At 63.8% G+C, this 16,733-nt stretch carries 13 protein-coding genes and 1 riboswitch; of the genes, 4 read left to right on the top strand and 9 right to left on the bottom strand.

Translation table 11 applies throughout. From position 1 onward, the window contains the following. Positions 1-21: 21 nt before the first annotated feature. From C0V82_RS10910 to C0V82_RS10885, 6 genes are all read right to left on the bottom strand, one after another. Positions 22-936, bottom strand: coding sequence for a substrate-binding periplasmic protein (locus tag C0V82_RS10910; RefSeq protein WP_102112371.1), 915 nt, complete (start codon positions 934-936; stop codon positions 22-24). A 93-nt stretch (positions 937-1,029) separates the two neighbouring features. Beyond that, positions 1,030-2,445: a chromosomal replication initiator protein DnaA gene (dnaA, locus tag C0V82_RS10905; protein WP_102113370.1), complete on the bottom strand. Its 1,416-nt coding sequence runs from the start codon at positions 2,443-2,445 to the stop codon at positions 1,030-1,032. Positions 2,446-3,146: 701 nt separating this feature from the next. Beyond that, entirely contained in the window at positions 3,147-3,410 is a 264-nt protein-coding gene (gene rpsT, locus C0V82_RS10900) for a 30S ribosomal protein S20 (protein ID WP_102112370.1), read from the bottom strand. Between the two features lie 275 nt (positions 3,411-3,685). Then, positions 3,686-4,072 carry a hypothetical protein gene (locus C0V82_RS10895; protein WP_102112369.1) on the bottom strand — a complete coding sequence of 129 codons (387 nt, stop codon included), beginning with the start codon at positions 4,070-4,072 and terminating at the stop codon, positions 3,686-3,688. A gap of 17 nt (positions 4,073-4,089) precedes the next feature. Continuing rightward, complete coding sequence (gene mutM, locus C0V82_RS10890) at positions 4,090-4,932, bottom strand: bifunctional DNA-formamidopyrimidine glycosylase/DNA-(apurinic or apyrimidinic site) lyase (RefSeq protein ID WP_102112368.1); 843 nt, start codon at positions 4,930-4,932, stop codon at positions 4,090-4,092. 75 nt (positions 4,933-5,007) lie between these two features. Then, positions 5,008-5,766 carry an SDR family oxidoreductase gene (locus tag C0V82_RS10885; RefSeq protein WP_102112367.1) on the bottom strand — a complete coding sequence of 253 codons (759 nt, stop codon included), beginning with the start codon at positions 5,764-5,766 and terminating at the stop codon, positions 5,008-5,010. A 136-nt stretch (positions 5,767-5,902) separates the two neighbouring features. On the opposite strand from C0V82_RS10885, the gene C0V82_RS10880 reads away from it, so the two are divergent. Further along, on the top strand, positions 5,903-6,817 hold the full coding sequence (locus tag C0V82_RS10880) for a LysR family transcriptional regulator (RefSeq protein WP_102112366.1): 915 nt from the start codon (positions 5,903-5,905) through the stop codon (positions 6,815-6,817). Between the two features lie 16 nt (positions 6,818-6,833). Here the strand turns inward: C0V82_RS10880 and C0V82_RS10875 are convergent, their stop codons facing one another. Then, positions 6,834-7,160: an ArsR/SmtB family transcription factor gene (locus C0V82_RS10875; protein WP_102112365.1), complete on the bottom strand. Its 327-nt coding sequence runs from the start codon at positions 7,158-7,160 to the stop codon at positions 6,834-6,836. A gap of 100 nt (positions 7,161-7,260) precedes the next feature. Between C0V82_RS10875 and ugpQ the strand changes: the two genes are divergently transcribed. Continuing rightward, a complete protein-coding gene (gene ugpQ, locus C0V82_RS10870; protein ID WP_102112364.1) occupies positions 7,261-8,007 on the top strand; it encodes a glycerophosphodiester phosphodiesterase in 747 nt (248 codons plus the stop codon). Between the two features lie 30 nt (positions 8,008-8,037). Here the strand turns inward: ugpQ and secB are convergent, their stop codons facing one another. Continuing rightward, positions 8,038-8,550, bottom strand: a complete 513-nt coding sequence (secB, locus tag C0V82_RS10865) for a protein-export chaperone SecB (RefSeq protein ID WP_102112363.1) — start codon at positions 8,548-8,550, stop codon at positions 8,038-8,040. A 130-nt stretch (positions 8,551-8,680) separates the two neighbouring features. Continuing rightward, positions 8,681-8,760, top strand: a riboswitch (SAM riboswitch). Positions 8,761-8,820: 60 nt separating this feature from the next. Between secB and metZ the strand changes: the two genes are divergently transcribed. Both metZ and C0V82_RS10855 read left to right on the top strand, forming a co-directional pair. Beyond that, positions 8,821-10,029: an O-succinylhomoserine sulfhydrylase gene (gene metZ, locus C0V82_RS10860; RefSeq protein WP_102112362.1), complete on the top strand. Its 1,209-nt coding sequence runs from the start codon at positions 8,821-8,823 to the stop codon at positions 10,027-10,029. Positions 10,030-10,254: 225 nt separating this feature from the next. Then, positions 10,255-13,242 (top strand): sensor histidine kinase, encoded by a 2,988-nt coding sequence (locus tag C0V82_RS10855; protein WP_102112361.1) that lies wholly within the window; start codon positions 10,255-10,257, stop codon positions 13,240-13,242. 200 nt (positions 13,243-13,442) lie between these two features. Here the strand turns inward: C0V82_RS10855 and ileS are convergent, their stop codons facing one another. Further along, positions 13,443-16,634: an isoleucine--tRNA ligase gene (gene ileS, locus C0V82_RS10850; protein ID WP_102112360.1), complete on the bottom strand. Its 3,192-nt coding sequence runs from the start codon at positions 16,632-16,634 to the stop codon at positions 13,443-13,445. Positions 16,635-16,733: the final 99 nt, after the last annotated feature.

Below are 16,733 nucleotides of genomic sequence, written 5' to 3'. Positions count from 1 at the left end.
ACGGACGCAAGCGCGATCCCGTCAGGACGGCCCGTTGCCAGGCCTGCCCACATTCAGCCACAGGGTCGGGTCCGACAGCGGTGTGGCTGGCGGTAGGTTGGGATTGGGCAGATGGATGATGGTTGCCTCATTGAACCGTTCCAGCGGGAAAGCGCCGCGCGTGGACGGATGGGTGGACAGCATGCGCTTCAACTCACCATTGGCCAGCAGGGTGCGCAACCCTTCCTCCAGCCGGCGGGCCAGATTGTCCATGCCCGGCGCCACATAGAAATAGACCGGCATGGGATAGGCGATGATCAGCCTGTCGAAGACCATCAGGTCCGACCCGCCATAGGTCTCATACTCCTCCGCCACCTCGGCCAGGCCGCGTGCGAAATAGTCACAGCGACCGGCCCGCAGCATGGAATAAAGCTGGTCGAAATGCACATTGGTCACCTGGGGCAAGCCACTGGCGGCCAGCACGTCGAAATCCGGCCATTGCGCGCCCTGACAGGCCGTGAAGCGCTTCAGGTCTTCCACCCCGCGCACGGCAGCAAAGGCGGCGGCATCACGCGCCCGGATGATGGGTACGCGCTGCCCGATAAGCCCCATATCGATGGGGATGCGGATGGGGTTGCCCTGCTTTTCCCGCTCGATATTGGTGCCGGTCCAGGTGACATCGATGCGCCCGGCCTTCAGCTCGGCCAGCAGGCGACCCTGGCTGAATTTCTCTCGCACGCGTTCGATGCGGACGGGGCCATATCGCGGCGTCGTCTCGTCGATCAGGCGGCGGAACAGGTCATGGAAATAATCAACCCGCGTCTCCTCGCCCTGCGACTGCCAGTCGGAGACGCGGACGATGGTGAGTTCGGTGGTTTCGGCGCAGAGAGAGGGGACGGCCATGAATAAGACCGCCAGCAGCAATGCCACCCAACGGCCCCTGCGTCCCCGCATCATGCGCTCTCCCGGCATCCGCCCCGTCGCGATTCCTTCAGGGAAACATCCGGGGGCGGGGGAAGGCAAGGGGACACAGAGGTGGGCTGACTCTTCTCACCCCTCCAGCATGCGGCGCAGCAGTTCGACATCTTCGGCGAAGGCCGGGTCGGTGCCGCAGAGTTCGTCCACTTTGCGGACGGCATGCATGACGGTGGTGTGGTCGCGGTCGCCGAATTTGCGACCGATTTCCGGCAGGGACCGCTGGGTCAGTTGCTTGGCCAGATACATGGCCACCTGACGTGGGCGGGCCACAGCGCGGGCGCGGCGCGCGCTGCTCATGTCGGCCAAGCGGATGTTGAAATGCTCCGCGACCTTCTTCTGGATCTCTTCGATGGTCACGCGGCGGTTGCTGGCGCGCAGTAGGTCGTGCAGCACATCCTGCGCCGATTCGAGCGTGATGGCGCGGCCCACCAGTTCAGCATGAGCGACGATGCGGTTCAGCGCCCCTTCCAGCTCACGCACATTGCTGGTGATCTTGTGGGCCAGGAATTCCAGGACCTTGGGCGGCACCTTGGCGCCGATGCGGTCGGCCTTCTGGCCCAGGATGCCCAGGCGCAGTTCGTAAGTGGTCGGGTGGATATCGGCCACGAGGCCCCAGCCCAAACGCGAGCGCAGCCGCTCCTCCATGCCTTCCAGGTCCGACGGGCTTTTGTCGGCACTGATGATGACCTGGCGGTTCTGATCCACCAGGGCATTGAAAGTATGGAAGAATTCTTCCTGGGTGCTGTCCTTGCCGCTGATGAACTGCACATCGTCGATCATCAGCACGTCAACCGACCGGAACTGCTCCTTGAAGGCCATCGTGTCCTTGAAGCGCAGCGCCCGGATGAACTGGTACATGAATTTTTCGGCCGACAGATAGATGACGCGGCGCGACGGGTCCTTTTTGCGGATGGCCCAGGCGATGGCGTGCATCAGGTGCGTCTTACCCAGACCCACGCCGCCATAGAGGAACAGCGGGTTGAAGGGCACGGCCTGCGCATCGGCCACGCGGCGTGCGGCGGCGAAAGCCAGCTCGTTCGGCTTGCCCACCACAAAATTCTCAAACGTGAAGCGCGGGTCCAGCGGGGCCGACATTTCGTCGGTGCGGTCTTCAACCACCACCAGCGCTGGGCTGGGTTCGATCACCAATTCGGTAACGGGTTCTGGCTTGGCGGCGGGCGGTGCGGCGGGCGCGTCATTGGCGGGGGTGACGGTTAGATCGGGCTTGGCCGCACTGGCCACCACGATCTCCACCGACTGCACGCCCGGATTCTCGCCCGAGAACAGGGCGCGGATACGGTCGGCGTAATGGGTGCGAATCCAGTCGCGCATGAAGCGGGTCGGCACCAGGATGCGCAGTTGCCCGCCATCCAGCGAACCGACGGTCAGCGGCTTCAGCCAGGACCGATAGGCGGTTTCGCCCACCTCGTCCTTCAAGCGGCCCCGTACCCGCGCCCACTGTTGGTCCAGCGAACCCTGCACTGACATTCGACCGTTGCTCCCCGCCCCAAGGCTCAACTTCACCGCAGCGCGCCCGCCATCGCAGCGCGCGTCATCCGCAACCAGGATTGAAATATCCAGGGCAGCAAAAGCCACCCCTGTGCAGGCACCATGTCCCGCGATCACCCGGCCAATCATCAACGCCCCGGCGTCATGATCAGCCACACCCTTGTCTTCGGAGCCAATGTCGCCATTGGCACCGCCCCACCCGGTACCCGCCCCGCCCCATCCTTCTTCGGTTCACCCTTATTGTGGGTAATGAAGATGGTGGCGGAAACACAAAACCGTAACAACGGACGTTCCCTTGCGGAATACCCCCTTCGTACAGGTCTTGTTTTTCAAGAAATGGCAGGCGATCGCCGGGGGTCTGGACTTGGGATGTGATACACATCCATTATCCGCACGCCACTTTGGATTACAATCCAAAGACGTCATGCACCCGTCTGCATCGCTTCCATTGCACTGCCGAACAGCAGTCGAGGGATGCTAGAGGGGTGGCGGAAGAGTCGCAACGGGACCGAAAAGGGAACGCCGAAAAAAGCAAAAATCGTTCGCCACGGATTCAATAAGCCCAGGCCGCAAACCTTTGAAAAGGATGTGGGGTGGGACGTGAACCCGGTTTCGTGACGCCATAAGAAAACCGCGCGGGCGATAGGCACCGCGCGGGTTCCTCTACGGCTAGCGAAGGATCAGGCCAGAGCCTTGATACGGCTGGACAGCCGCGACAGCTTGCGCGAGACGGTGTTGGCGTGCAGGACGCCCTTGCTCACGCCGCGCATCAGCTCGGGCTGGGCTTCCTTAAAAGCCTCGCCAGCGGCGGCCTTGTTACCGGAGGAGATAGCGGTCTCGACCTTCTTCAGGAAGGTGCGGATGCGGCTGACGCGGGCGCGGTTGACCTCAGTCCGGGTGGCGGTCTGACGGATGCGCTTCTCAGCGGACTTATGATTGGCCATAGGAAACCTTTACGCGGGACATGGATGTGCCGTAGGAAGCGGCGCTTATACAAGGGGTCCGGCGCCCCGTCAAGCGGGTGCGGGCAGGGTCCCCATACGAAACTTGCTGGTCTGACAGTCGCCTTTTGGGCTGCGCCAGAGTCGAGCCTCGAGTCGAGACACGCCCGTCACAAGACAGTCAGCAGTAATGCGATGTATATAGGGAGCGGCTTCACTTGAACACCCCATAGGTTGTTCAGGCAGGTTTGCGCGCCGAGAACATCACGCCTGTTCCGTCAATGCCCCGCGGGCGACAGCTGAAACCGCACCGTCAGGCGGCGGCTGGCCGCGTCCATGGCGATGGCGATATCCAGCACCTCGTCCCCGCGTGCCCAGCGCCCATCCTTGCCCCGGCTCCAGCCCAGTTGCGGCAGGGTTTCGGCATAGAAGCGAGTGATGGCGTCGGCATCGCTGACGCCGGTCGCGGTTGCCTGAATGATGCGGCCGGTGGGATTGTCGAAGACCAGGGCGTCATCGGCACTGGCCGTTAGACCCGGCGCCAGGGGCACATCTTCCGTTCCCGGCACAAAAGCGGCCAGTCCGGCCCCCGGCAGAAGTACCGTGGTGAGCAGGATCAGCGCGGCGGCGGCACGGGCGCGAAGGCCCCGGATCAGGTGCGGCATGATCTATCCTCGATACCTCAACGCTGATGGCGCGCACAGAAGAAAGTGGAGCGGCCGGCCTGGGTGATGCGCGCCACCCCGCCAGTCTTTGCAATGTCGCAGTCACAGTGTCCGCAGGCGTCGCCCTCTCGGCCATAGACCTTGAAGCTATGCTGGAAATAGCCCAGTTCCCCGTCGGACTGCACGAAGTCGCGTAGGGTGGAGCCGCCGGCGGCAATCGCCTCACTCAGAACGTCGCGGATGATGGGGACAAGCCGTTCGGCATCGGCCCCGGCCACGCTGTCGCCGCTGCGTGTCGGGTCGATGCCGGCCCGGAACAAGGCCTCGCAGACATAGATATTGCCCAGGCCTGACACGACCTTCTGGTCCAGCAGCATGGATTTGATGGGGGCAGCCCGCCCGCGCAGCTTGGCCGACAGCCCCTGCGCATGGAAGCCATTGCCCAACGGTTCGGGGCCGAGCGCCGCCAGCATGGGATGGGCCTCTATCCCGGCCTCTTCGAACAGGTCCATGAAGCCGAAGCGGCGGACGTCATTATAGGTGACGACCCAACCATCATCGGTATGGAAGACCAGATGGTCATGGGTGGTGGGGGCGGGGGCCGGGCCGGGTTTCACCACCATGCTGCCCGACATGCCCAGATGGATCATCCAGACCAGCCCGCCTTCAACCCGGATCAGGATATATTTGGCCCGCCGGTCCAGTGACAGGACCTGCCGCCCTGTCAGGCGTTTGGCGAAATCGACGGGCAGGGGGAAACGCAGGTCGGGCCGGTGCTGATCCACCCTTATCAGCCGCCGTCCCTCCAGCTTCAGGGCCAGACCGCGTCGGACGGTTTCAACCTCGGGCAATTCGGGCATGGGTGGGGACTCTGATCACACGAAAAGGACCCGGCCGTGATAGCACGGCCGGGTCCCCATCGCGAAGGCCGGGTTTCAGGCGCGGGCTGCCGACAGGCCGCCATCGACAAGACTGGCCGTACCGGTGACAAAGCTGCTGTCGTCGGACGCCAGGAACAGCACCGCCTTGGCCAGTTCATCCGGCTGCCCTGCGCGCTTCAATGCGTGAAGATTATTAATGAAGGCCTGCTTGTCGGTGGTGTCGTTGGCGGCGCGATACATTTCCGTCTCTACGGCACCCGGCAGGACGGCGTTCACCCGTACACCCTTCGGTCCATATTCGGTAGCCAGCGCCTGGGTCAGGCCGATCAGGCCGGCCTTGCTGGCGGCATAGGCGGCCATGCCGGGGAAGGCACCAGTATAGCCAACAAAGGTGGAGGTGAAGATCACCGAGCCGCCATTACCCATGGCCGGGATCTGGTATTTGGCGCCGAGGAAGGCGCTGGTCAGGTTAATGGCCAGCGTCTGGTTCCAGCCATCGGCATCAATGCTGTCGGTCGGGCCCATGGCGCCCAGCGTGCCGGCATTGTTGAAGGCGATATCCAGCTTGCCAAAGCGGCTGATGGCCAGATCGACCAGAGCCTTGGCAAAGCTCTCCGACTGTACATCGCCGGCCAGCGCCACGGCCTGCCCACCGGCGGCTTCGATTTCGGCGACCAAGCTGTCCAGTTCGGCCTGACGGCGGGCGGCGACAACCAGTTTGGCGCCTTCGGCAGCGAACAGGCGGGCGGTGGCGCGGCCGATACCGGCGCTGGCACCGGTGATGATGGCGACCTTGTTCTGCAAGCGGTTCATGATCAGGGTCCTTTCGGTTTGGGTAGGCGCCGTCAGCGGCGCCGTTGATGATTGGACCCTACGCCTCATGATTACTTTCATCGATGGGATGAAAATGGTTAGATCATTTAGTTTTAATGAATGATCGAGGGTCGCCATGGACCGGCTGCGCGCCTTTGAGGTTTTTGTGGCGGTGGTGGGCAAGGGCGGGTTTGCGAAGGCGGCGGATGCGCTGAACACCTCGCCGGCCAATGTCACCCGCTATGTCGCGGAACTGGAGGCGCATCTGGGCACGCGGCTGCTGAACCGCACGTCGCGCCGCCTGTCACTGACAGAGGCGGGCCAGACCTTGTTCGACCGGGGTCGCCTGATCCTGGATGAGGTGGCGGAACTGGAGGCGCTGGCCGGTGCCGCTGCGGTAAAGCCACGCGGACGGCTGCGCATCAATGCGCCTGTCAGCTTCGGCATCCGCCACATGGCCCCGCTTTGGCCGCGTTTCATGGCGTTGCATCCAGACGTGTGGCTGGATATCGCGCTGATCGACCGGGTCGTGGATATTGTGGAAGAAGGCTATGACATGGCCATCCGCATCTCCCGCGCCGGGTCGCAAAGCCATGTGGCGCGGCGGTTGGCCGTTTCGCGCAATCTGGTCTGCGCGTCGCCTTCCTATATCGCCCGATATGGTCAGCCGGAAAGCCCAGAGGATCTGGCCGCCAACCATCGCTGCATCCTGTATTCCCACGCCGTCGCGCCTGACGAATGGTCATTGACCGATGAAGCGGGGCGGGAACAGCTGGTGCGGGTGCAGGAGGTGATGTCCAGCAATAATGGTGATACGGCCCGCATGGCGGCGCTGGACGGGATCGGCATCATCCGGCAGCCGACCTTTCTGGTGGGCGATGATCTGAGGGCGGGACGGCTGGTCCCGCTGCTACCGGGCTACCGGTCACCCGATATCGACATTCTGGCGCTCTACCCCTCCCGCCGGCACCTGTCGGCCAAGGTGCGGGTGATGGTTGATTTCCTGGCAGAGGCGTTCCAGGGCACCCCACCCTGGGATCGGGGGCTTTAGGGTCCTGCCGCCCGGCTCATGTCGTCTCTTTCCATTGCGCGCTGTCCCACGGCACATCCAGCGCGGGTTTGGCCGGTGCCTCAATATGGAACCGGTTCAACCACAGGCGCACCGTGCCCAGGCCCGCCTGATCGATATGGTAGAGGCGGCGTGTGCCCGCGCTCTGATCGCGGACCAGCCCCGCCCCCTTCAAGACCTTCAGATGCTGTGACACGGCGGGCCGGCTGATGGGCAGACCGGCGGCAACGGTGCCCACCGACAGGGGACCTTCCGCGATCCGTTCAAAGATCATTCGGCGGGTGGGGTCGGAAAGGGCCGCAAGAATGCTTGCTATGTCAGTCATGGCTTACGGTAAGTTTTTACTTACCCAGCGTCAATATCTGTTAATCCCCTGCAGATCGGCTATCATCAGTTCCTGCTCTACCCGACTGGAATCCTGCATCATGACGCTGTCCATCCCCCGCCTGATCGGCCATCGCGGTGCTGCCCGCCACGCGCCGGAGAATACGCTGTCCGGCATGCGGACCGGTGCCTTGCAGGGTGCGCTGTGGGTGGAGGTGGATGTGAAGATCACACGCGATGGCGTGCCGATCCTGATGCATGATGATGATGTCGACCGGACCAGCGACGGCCATGGGCTGGTCGCTGATATGGATTTCGCTGATATCCGCCGCCTGGATGCCGGCTCCTGGTTCGGGCCGGACTTCAAGGGGGAGCCGGTGCCCACCCTGGCGGAGGCGATCCAGGCGGCCACCCTGCTGGACATCAACCTCAATCTGGAGATCAAGCCCTGTCCGGGCCGGGATGAGCAGACGGCGGGCATCGCGCTGTCCATGGCGCTGAACCTGTGGCCCGCGAACCGGCCACCGCCCCTGATCTCCAGCTTCTCCATCGAGTCTCTGGCCATGGCCAAGGTGGTGGCCCCGCACTGGCCGCGCGGATATCTGATGGATGAGGAACCGGCAGATTGGGAAGCCATCGCCGACCGGCTGGGGGCCGCCACCATCAATGTGGATGCCAAAAAACAAAGCGCAGAAAGCGTCGCCGCCTTCCGCGCTTCTGGTCGGCCTGTGCTGGCCTGGACCGTCAATGACCCCGAACAGGCGCGCCGCCTGTTCCAGTGGGGCGTGGCGGGGGTCTTCACCGACACGCCCCAGGGGCTTTACCAGGGGCTGACGGGCAAAGGCTGATTTGCTCTTGCCCGCCCCTAGATGAGATGATCAGGCGGTGCCCTGCGCGTCGCCCATTTCGGCCTGCTGGGACAGAACCTGACGGCGATAGAGATCGACGAAGTCCAGCGGCTGCAGCAGCAACGGCGGGAAGCCGCCCTGGGCCGTGACGTCGGCGATGATCTGGCGGGCGAACGGGAACAGCAGGCGCGGCCCCTCGATCAGCAGCACGGCGCGCTGCGTCTCTGCCGGCATCGGCGGCAGGGTGAAGACACCGGCATAAACCAGTTCGGCGATGAAGGCCGTCGCGTCACCCACCGTGGCTTCGGCGCGCAGGCGGATCTGCACTTCGGCGACATTATCGGCCAGGCCCTGCGCCTGCAGGTCGACCTGCAGGTCGATCTTCGGCTGTTCGGACGCGCTGGCCAGGATGCGCGGCGCGTTGGGATTCTCGAAGGACAGGTCCTTCACATACTGCATATTGACGACGAGCGGCGGCACCGGCCGTGCGGACTGGGCTTCCTCGGCGGCATCTTCGGCCTGGTTGATCGTCTCGTCGGACATCGGATACTCCGGTTTAAAAAGGTGTGAAAGGTTTGGGCGGGACCTAGCACGGAACGCCACCTGTCGGCAACCGGGCCTGTGCCGCCATGCACAGCCCGTGTCTTGACAAGCTGGCGGCGGCGGGATTTAACAATCCTCACGTGGTGATTTGGTGACCGGATTGCAGGCCACGTTTTAATGAAGCTGCTAAAAGGTCGAAGCCATGGATCGGACGCCGCATAAGGGCGCTGAACCGGGCCTCGATCGAACGGTCGAGGCTTGTTAAGGACCATGGCGATGAGCGACCTGCCCGATGATCTGAACCCCGCCACCCTACTGGTGCATGGTGGGACCCGCCGTTCCCAGTTCGAAGAGACGAGCGAGGCGATCTACCTAACCTCCGGTTTCGTTTATGGGAGTGCGGAAGCGGCGGAGGCCGCCTTCGTCAATGACGGCTCGCGCTTTGTCTATTCCCGGTTCCGCAACCCGACCGTCGCCATGTTCGAGGATCGGCTGGCGCAGTACGAAGGGTACCCCCGCTGCTTTGCCACGGCGTCGGGCATGGCCGCGGTTCATGCCGCCGTCTTCGGCCTGCTGAAGGCCGGCGACCGGCTGGTGGCCAGCCGCGCTCTGTTCGGCTCCTGCCTTTATATCGTCAGCGATCTGGCCAAGCGTTTCGGCATCGAAAGCGTGATCATCGACGGTACCAAGAATGAGGAATGGGAAAAGGCCCTGTCGGTGCCCACCAATCTCGTCTTCCTGGAAACGCCCAGCAATCCCTGCCTGGAAGTGGTCGATCTGGAACATGTGGTGCCGCTGGCCCACAAGGCCGGGGCGAAGGTGGTGGTGGACAATGTCTTTGCCACGCCGGTGCTACAGAAGCCGCGTCAGTATGGCGTCGATGTCGTCGTCTATTCCGCGACCAAGCATATCGATGGCCAGGGCCGTTGCCTGGGTGGTGCCATCCTGTGCGATGACGAGGTGGCGGCCACGCTGGCCCCGTTCCTGCGCCATACCGGGCCGGCGCTGAGCCCGTTCAATGCCTGGACCTTGCTGAAGGGTCTGGAGACGCTGGAGCTGCGCGTTAAGGCGCAATCGGCATCGGCGCTGAAGGTCGCGACCTTCCTGGAGAACCATCCGGCGGTGGAGCGTGTGCTCTATGCCGGGCTGGAAAGCCATCCGCAATATGCCCTGCTGAAGCGGCAGATGAAGGCTGGCAGCAACCTGATCTGCCTGCATATCAAGCCCGTGAACGGCGATGCCAAGCAGGCGGCCTTCACCGTGTTGAACAATCTGCGCATCGCCAAGATCTCCAACAATCTGGGCGACTCGAAGACGCTGGCGACCCATCCCGCCACCACCACGCATCAGCGTCTGTCGGTGGAGGAGAAGGCGATCCTGGGTATCGGACCGGGCACCATCCGCGTGTCGGTGGGGCTGGAAGACGCCGACGACATCATCGCCGATTTCAAGCGCGGTCTGGATAGCCTGATTGCCTGATCCTGACACCTTGGGTGTTTCGGCACCCAAGGTCTGTTTCAACTGTTTCCCGCCTGCCCCTGTGGACACGGCCGACATGGCGGTTCGACCACAGGTGGCAGGAAAAATCCCAGAATCCACAGCACCTGCCCCCGAACGTAATTGCCCCCCGCCCGGCAGTTGCGTAGCATTTGATTGAAATGCTGCCCGCAAGCCTGTGGGCCGGCGGTCGGACTTGGGCGGTCCATGGCGGATAGTGTGGTGGAAACGGGTGATGATCTGGTCGCGGTCGGCGGATTGCCGGCCCTGACGGATTTCGACCCGCCGCCGGATACCCCCATCCATCCCGACTGTCCCACACTTCCCGGTTCCTCCCTGGTCGGGCCGCTGGACCTGTATGGTCTGGCCGAACAGGTGCTGTCGGCTGAACATCATCTGACCAATGCCCAGGACCCGGTGCAGCGTTTGCTGCTGCTGACCACACTCGCTTGGTACAACCGCCAGCGGGACACGCGTGCGGCACTCGACATGGTAACCGAAGCCATGGGGCTCCTGCCCTATGCCACTGGCGCCAATGAGCGGGAGTTGCGCCGCCTGACGGCCCGGCTGCTGCTGATCAAGGCGGAAGCCAAGGCCCTGTTCGCCGAACTGGATCAGGCCGAGGCGTTGCTGGAGAGCGCGCGGGCCACGTTCCGGCAGATCGGCGATGTGCTGGGCGAGGGTGATACCTCCATGACGGAGGCGCTGCTGGCGCTCGACCGGGGGCAGACGCGCCGCCGCATCCAGGTCCACCGCAACGCCCATAGCCTGTACCTGCGGGCGGGCGACGCCATGCGACAGCAGATCGCCCAGGCCTGGATGGCGCGCGACGCCCTGTTCGGGGATGCCGCCGCCGCAGAGGCGGAATGGGGGCGCGTGCTGCCCGAAGGCCCCTTGCTGGAACATCCCGGCCTGGACGCGGTCGCCGCCTATTTCCATGGCGGGGTCTGTTTTGCGCATGGCGATTTCATGAAGGCGCTCCGCCATTATCAGCGCGGCTGTGATCAGGCGGTGCTGGCGGGGCAGATGCGGTTGGCCGTCCTGCTGGCCGGCAATGTCGGTGCCGCGCATGCCAACGTGAATGATTATGTCAGCGAGTTTCTGTGGCGGGAGCGGGCGCATGGTCTGGCCCGTGCCACGGGCTGGCCGGCGGCGGTGGGCCAGTGCCTTCGCGGCATGGGCGACACCCTGCGCCGGTTGCAGCAGACCGGTCGTGCCCGGCACCTGCTGCTGGAATCGCTGGAATGGCTGGCGCCGTTCGGTCGGTCGCGCAACCACGCCATCGCGTGTCAGTATCTGGGCGATCTGGAACTGGATGTTGGCGATGCGACGGCGGCCCTGCGCTGGTTCGATGATCTGCTGGATGTCGGCACCGACCTGGAACAGAGCGATCTGCAGGCGGAGGCGCAGTGTGGCCGTGCCCGCGCCCTGACGGTACTGGACCGCTGCGCGGATGCCGTAACGGCGGCGGATGCAGCACTGGACCTTGTGCGTGCCCGGTCCGACCGCTGGCGGGAAATTGATGTGCTGCGCGCCAAGGCGGCCATCCATCAGCGCTTCACCGACCTGCCGCCGCCACCCGACATGGAACCGGGGGACACGGCTTCCATCCATTATCTGCGCCGCGCGCTGGACCTGGCCGAATCGATCCAGGGCTATACGGCGTCCGCCGATCTGCTATCGGCCCTGGCCTCGGCCTATGAAGCGGCGGGCGACATGGGGGCGGCCCTGCGCTGGGAACGGCGGGCCGGACAGGCGCGCGGCATCATCCACAGCCGGGAGGTCAGCGATCGGCTGCTGGCCATGCAGGCGGGGTTTGAAACCGAACGGTTGAAGGCGGAAGGTGAGTATCACCGCCAATTGGCCGCCGCCGAGGCCTCGCGTGCCGCCGCCTTGCATGAGGCGACGCAGACCTTGGAGATGCTGGGCCGTATCGGGCAGCAGATCACGGCGACTTTGGATGCCGAGGCGATATTCCACGCCCTGCACCGTCATGTCGGCACCATGATGGAACTGGATGCCTTCTCCGTTTATGTCGTGGAAGAAAGCGGGGAACAGTTGGAACTGCGCTACGGGCTGGAAGGCGGGCGGCCCCTGCCCACCATCTGGCGGCGTGTGTCCGATCCCGTATCACTGGTGGCCCGCTGCGCGCGGGAACGGCAGGAAATGCTGATCTTGCGTGGTCAGCATGAACAATCCTCCCCCTCCCACATTCCTGGCACGCGCTTCATGCGTACCCTGCTGCTGGCCCCGCTGATCGTGGGCACGCGCCTTTGGGGCGTGATGACGGCGCAGGCGGCGGCGGACAATGCCTATGGAGAGCGGGAGAAGCTGATCTTCCGCACGCTGTGTGCCTATGGCGCCATCGCGCTGTCCAATGCCGCCGCCTATGCCAAGGTGGACAGCACCCTGTCGGAACTGCGCGCGACCCAGGGCAGGCTGGTACAGCAGGAAAAGCATGCCTCGTTGGGCCAATTGGTGGCCGGCGTGGCGCATGAGATCAACACGCCGCTGGGCGTGGCCTTCACCATGGCGACGCATCTGCAGGTGGAGCGGGACGAGATCGCCCAGGCCTTCAACAGCAACCAGTTGAAGCGGCTGGCCATGGAGCAGTTTCTGGACAAGCTGCATGAGGGCCTGCGCATCTTGACCGGCAATCTGGAACGCGCCGCCGACCTGATCCGCAGTTTCAAGCAGGTTTCCGCCGATCGCAGCAGCGAGGCCCTGCGCACCGTCGATCTGGGTGCCTATGTCGGGGATGTCCTGAAAAGCCTGGACCCGATGATCCGGCAACGACGCGTGGCCGTCAGCATCGATGGCCCGCCGGGTCTGGCCATCACGACCCTGCCGGGCCTGCTGGCGCAGGTCGTGTCCAATCTGGTGCAGAACGCCATCGTCCATGGCTTTGCCGGCGTGGAGAAGCCGGAAATCCTGATCGCCATCGGCCGTGCCGGCAACGACCGCGTGGCCATCGCCATCACCGACAATGGCAATGGCATGCCACCGGACGTGCAGGCCAAGGCTTTCGATCCGTTCTTCACCACCAAGCGCGACAGCGGCGGCACCGGCCTGGGCCTGCATATCGTGCATAATCTGGTGACGGGACCATTGCAGGGCACCATCGATCTGGCCAGCGTGCCGGGGCATGGGACGCGGTTTATGATCACTCTGCCGGTGGATGTGGCGGGGCGGTAGGGGTCTTCTTTAGGCCTCTCCTTTTTCACGCCCTTCCCGTCATCCCGGCGAAAGCCGGGACCCAGGGGCCACAGGAACAAGCCTATTAGTTGCGCCGATCAACGCAGTGTGAAGGTCGGGCGCTTGGCCCTGGGTCCTGGCTTTCGCCGGGATGACGGGAAGACGCTGCGGTAGGGGAGAGAACTTCCCTCCCCCATACTTCACGCCTTCGCCAGCACCAGCGACACCGACGTGCCCGACAGGTCCACCGACACTGCGCCGTCGGGCAATGTTTCCGGGTTCACCGTCAGCGACAAGGCCAGCGTCTCACGCTTGATCGTCTCGGCATGGGTGGTCAGGGCGCCAGCGATGGCGTCCGGTACCTGAGCCGTGATGGTAATCCGGTCCGTTACCTGGAAGCCCGAATCCTTACGCGTGGACTGCACCGCGCGCACAAAGTCACGGGCCCAGCCTTCGGCCTCCAGCTCTGCATCCACAGTCACGTCCAGCATGACGACACCCTTGCCGCCGGCAAAGCGGGCGGCGTGGGTGCCTTCCTTGGCCTGGATGCGGATGTCGAAATCACCGGCTTCCAGGACAACGCCGGCCAGTTCAACCGTACCGTCGCCCTTGTCGGTCCAGTTGCCCTGCTTGCTGGCGGCCATCACTTCCTTCATCTTTGGCCCCACCTTGGGCCCGACGATGGCGGCATTGACGGCCAACTGACGGGTGCCGACCAGGCTGATGTCGGACGACACCACCACCTGCTTCACATTCACCTCGTCCGCGACCAAGGCACCCAGCACCGTGTCGAACTGATCCTTCAGCCGGTCGGCATCGGGATGGACGATGGTCAGCGTGCGAAGCGGCAGGCGGATACGCAGCTTCTTGGCCTCGCGCAGCGACATGGCGGACGCGCAGATCTCCCGGACAAGGTCGATCTGGCTGGTCAGCTCATGGTCGGACGGCAGGTAGGACACATCCGGCCAATCGGCCAGATGCACCGATGCCTCACCGGTCAATGCGGTATAAATCCGCTCCGTCACATGCGGCAGCAGCGGGGCCAGCGCCTTGGTCGCCGTCACCAGACAGGTGTACAGCGTGTCATAGGCATCGCGCTTGTCCTGGCCATCGCCCTCCCCGGCCTCCCGCCAGAAGCGCGAACGGGAACGGCGGATGAACCAGTTGTTCAGCGCGTCATAATAGCCGGTGATGATGGCATAGGCGCCGGGCAGGTCGTACCCGTCCAGGCGGGATTCAATGCCTTCCACCAGTTCGCGGGTCTTGGCCAGGATATAGCGGTCCAGCAGACCCTTCTGATCGGCGCGGATCGTGCCCTTCACTTGATCGATGTTCGCATAGAGCGTGAAGAAGCTGTAGGCGTTCCACAGCGGCAGCACGCCCTGGCGCAGCGACTGCGCGATACCGCGCGCATCCTTGGGCATGGCCAGATCGCCGCCCACCATCAGGGGGCTGGACACCAGATACCAGCGCAGCGCGTCGGCACCCTGGTTGTTCAGCACCTCCACCGGGTCGGGATAGTTGCGCAGACGCTTGGACAGCTTCTGCTTATCCTCGTCCAGAACCACGCCGTGGCAGATGACATTCTTGAACGGCGCGCAGTCGAACAGGGCCGTGGACAGCACCATCAGCGTGTAGAACCAGCCACGGGTCTGGGCCACATATTCGACGATGAAATCGGCGGGGAAGGCGGCTTCAAACCGTTCCTTGTTCTCAAACGGGTAATGCTGCTGCGCAAACGGCATGGAGCCCGATTCGAACCAGCAATCCAGCACGTCTTCCACGCGGCGCATCATCGACTGGCCGGTCGGATCATCGGGATTCGGGCGGACCAGATGGTCGATGGCGGGGCGGTGCAGGTCGGTGACCTTCACCCCGAAGTCCCGCTCCAGCTCGGCGATGGAGCCATAGACATCGATGCGCGGATAGCGCGGATCATCACTGCGCCAGACCGGGATCGGCGAGCCCCAGAAGCGGTTACGGGAGATGTTCCAGTCGCGGGCATTGGCCAGCCAGTTGCCGAAGGACCCATCCTTCACATGGCCGGGCACCCAGTTGATCTGCTGTTGGTTCAGCTCGACCATGCGGTCCTTGAACTTGGACACTTCCACGTACCAGCTATTCACCGCCTTGTAGATCAGCGGCTGATCGGTGCGCCAGCAATGCGGGTAGTTGTGCAGGTACGTCTCGTGCCGCAGCACGACGCCGCGCGCCTTCAAATCCTGGATGATGGGCTTGTTGGCCTCGATCACGTTCAGGCCGACATAGTCGGACACTTCGGCGGTAAAATTGCCGGCCACATCCACCGGCACCTTGACCGGCAGGCCATGCGCCTTGCAGACGGCCAAGTCATCCTCACCGAAGCCGGGGGCCATGTGGACGATGCCGACGCCGTCGCCGGTGGTGACGAAGTCCGCCACCAGGATCTGGTGCGCCTTTTCCAGCCCCTTGAAATAGGGGAAGATTGGCTCGTACGTACGGCCACGCAAATCTTCCGCAGAGAGGGTGCTCTCCTGCTCGTAGCCTTCCAGCTCCTTGGCATATTTGCCGATGGCGCTGCTGGCCAGGATCAGGCGGTCATCGCCCTTGCGCATGACGGCGTATTCGATCTCCGGCCCAACGGCGAGCGCCAGGTTGGACGGCAGGGTCCAGGGCGTGGTCGTCCAGGCCAGGATGTCCAGGGGCCCTGCATCACCATCCCGCGCATCCAGGCGGAAGCGTACCGTCAGGGCCGGGTCCTGCCGCTCACGGTAGGAATTGTCCAGGCGGGTCTCAAAGTTGGACAGCGGCGATTCCACGGCCCAGCTATAGGGCACGACGCGGTAGCCCTCATAGACCAGCCCCTTGTCCCAGAGCTGCTTGAAGGCCCACATCACGCTTTCCATGAACGTGATGTCCATGGTCTTGTAATCATTCTGGAAATCGACCCAGCGGCCCTGGCGCGTGACGTAATATTCCCATTCCTGGGTGAAACGCAGCACCGACACCTGGCAGTGGGCGTTGAACTTGTCGATCCCGTATTTCAGGATGTCGTGACGCCCCGAAACGCCCAGTTCCTTTTCGGACTGAAGCTCGGCGGGCAGGCCGTGGCAGTCCCAGCCGAAGCGGCGTTCGACCTTGCGGCCCTTCATGGTCTGATACCGCGGCACCAGATCCTTCACGAAGCCCGTGACCAGATGGCCATAATGCGGAAGGCCGTTGGCGAACGGCGGGCCGTCATAGAAGACGAACTCGTTATGCTTGCCGTCCTTTTCCAGCGGGCGGAAATCCACCGACTGCTGGAAAACCGCGTTCTCCTTCCAAATCCGCTGCACCTCTTCCTCAATCCGGGGAAAGTCCGGGTTGGGTTCGGCGGCGGGATAGGGCTGGAAGGTCTCATTGGACGCGGTCATGGGACACCATCTCGTTGGCAATGCCCGCACGGGACGCGGATTTAGAATCCGCGCCTGTGGGAAACTCTCATGTAACCATCGGGGCGGGCGCTGTCCAGA

This window comes from Niveispirillum cyanobacteriorum (genome assembly GCF_002868735.1).
Taxonomy (GTDB): Bacteria; Pseudomonadota; Alphaproteobacteria; order Azospirillales; family Azospirillaceae; genus Niveispirillum; species Niveispirillum cyanobacteriorum.
This window is presented reverse-complemented; position numbering and strand designations above follow the sequence as displayed.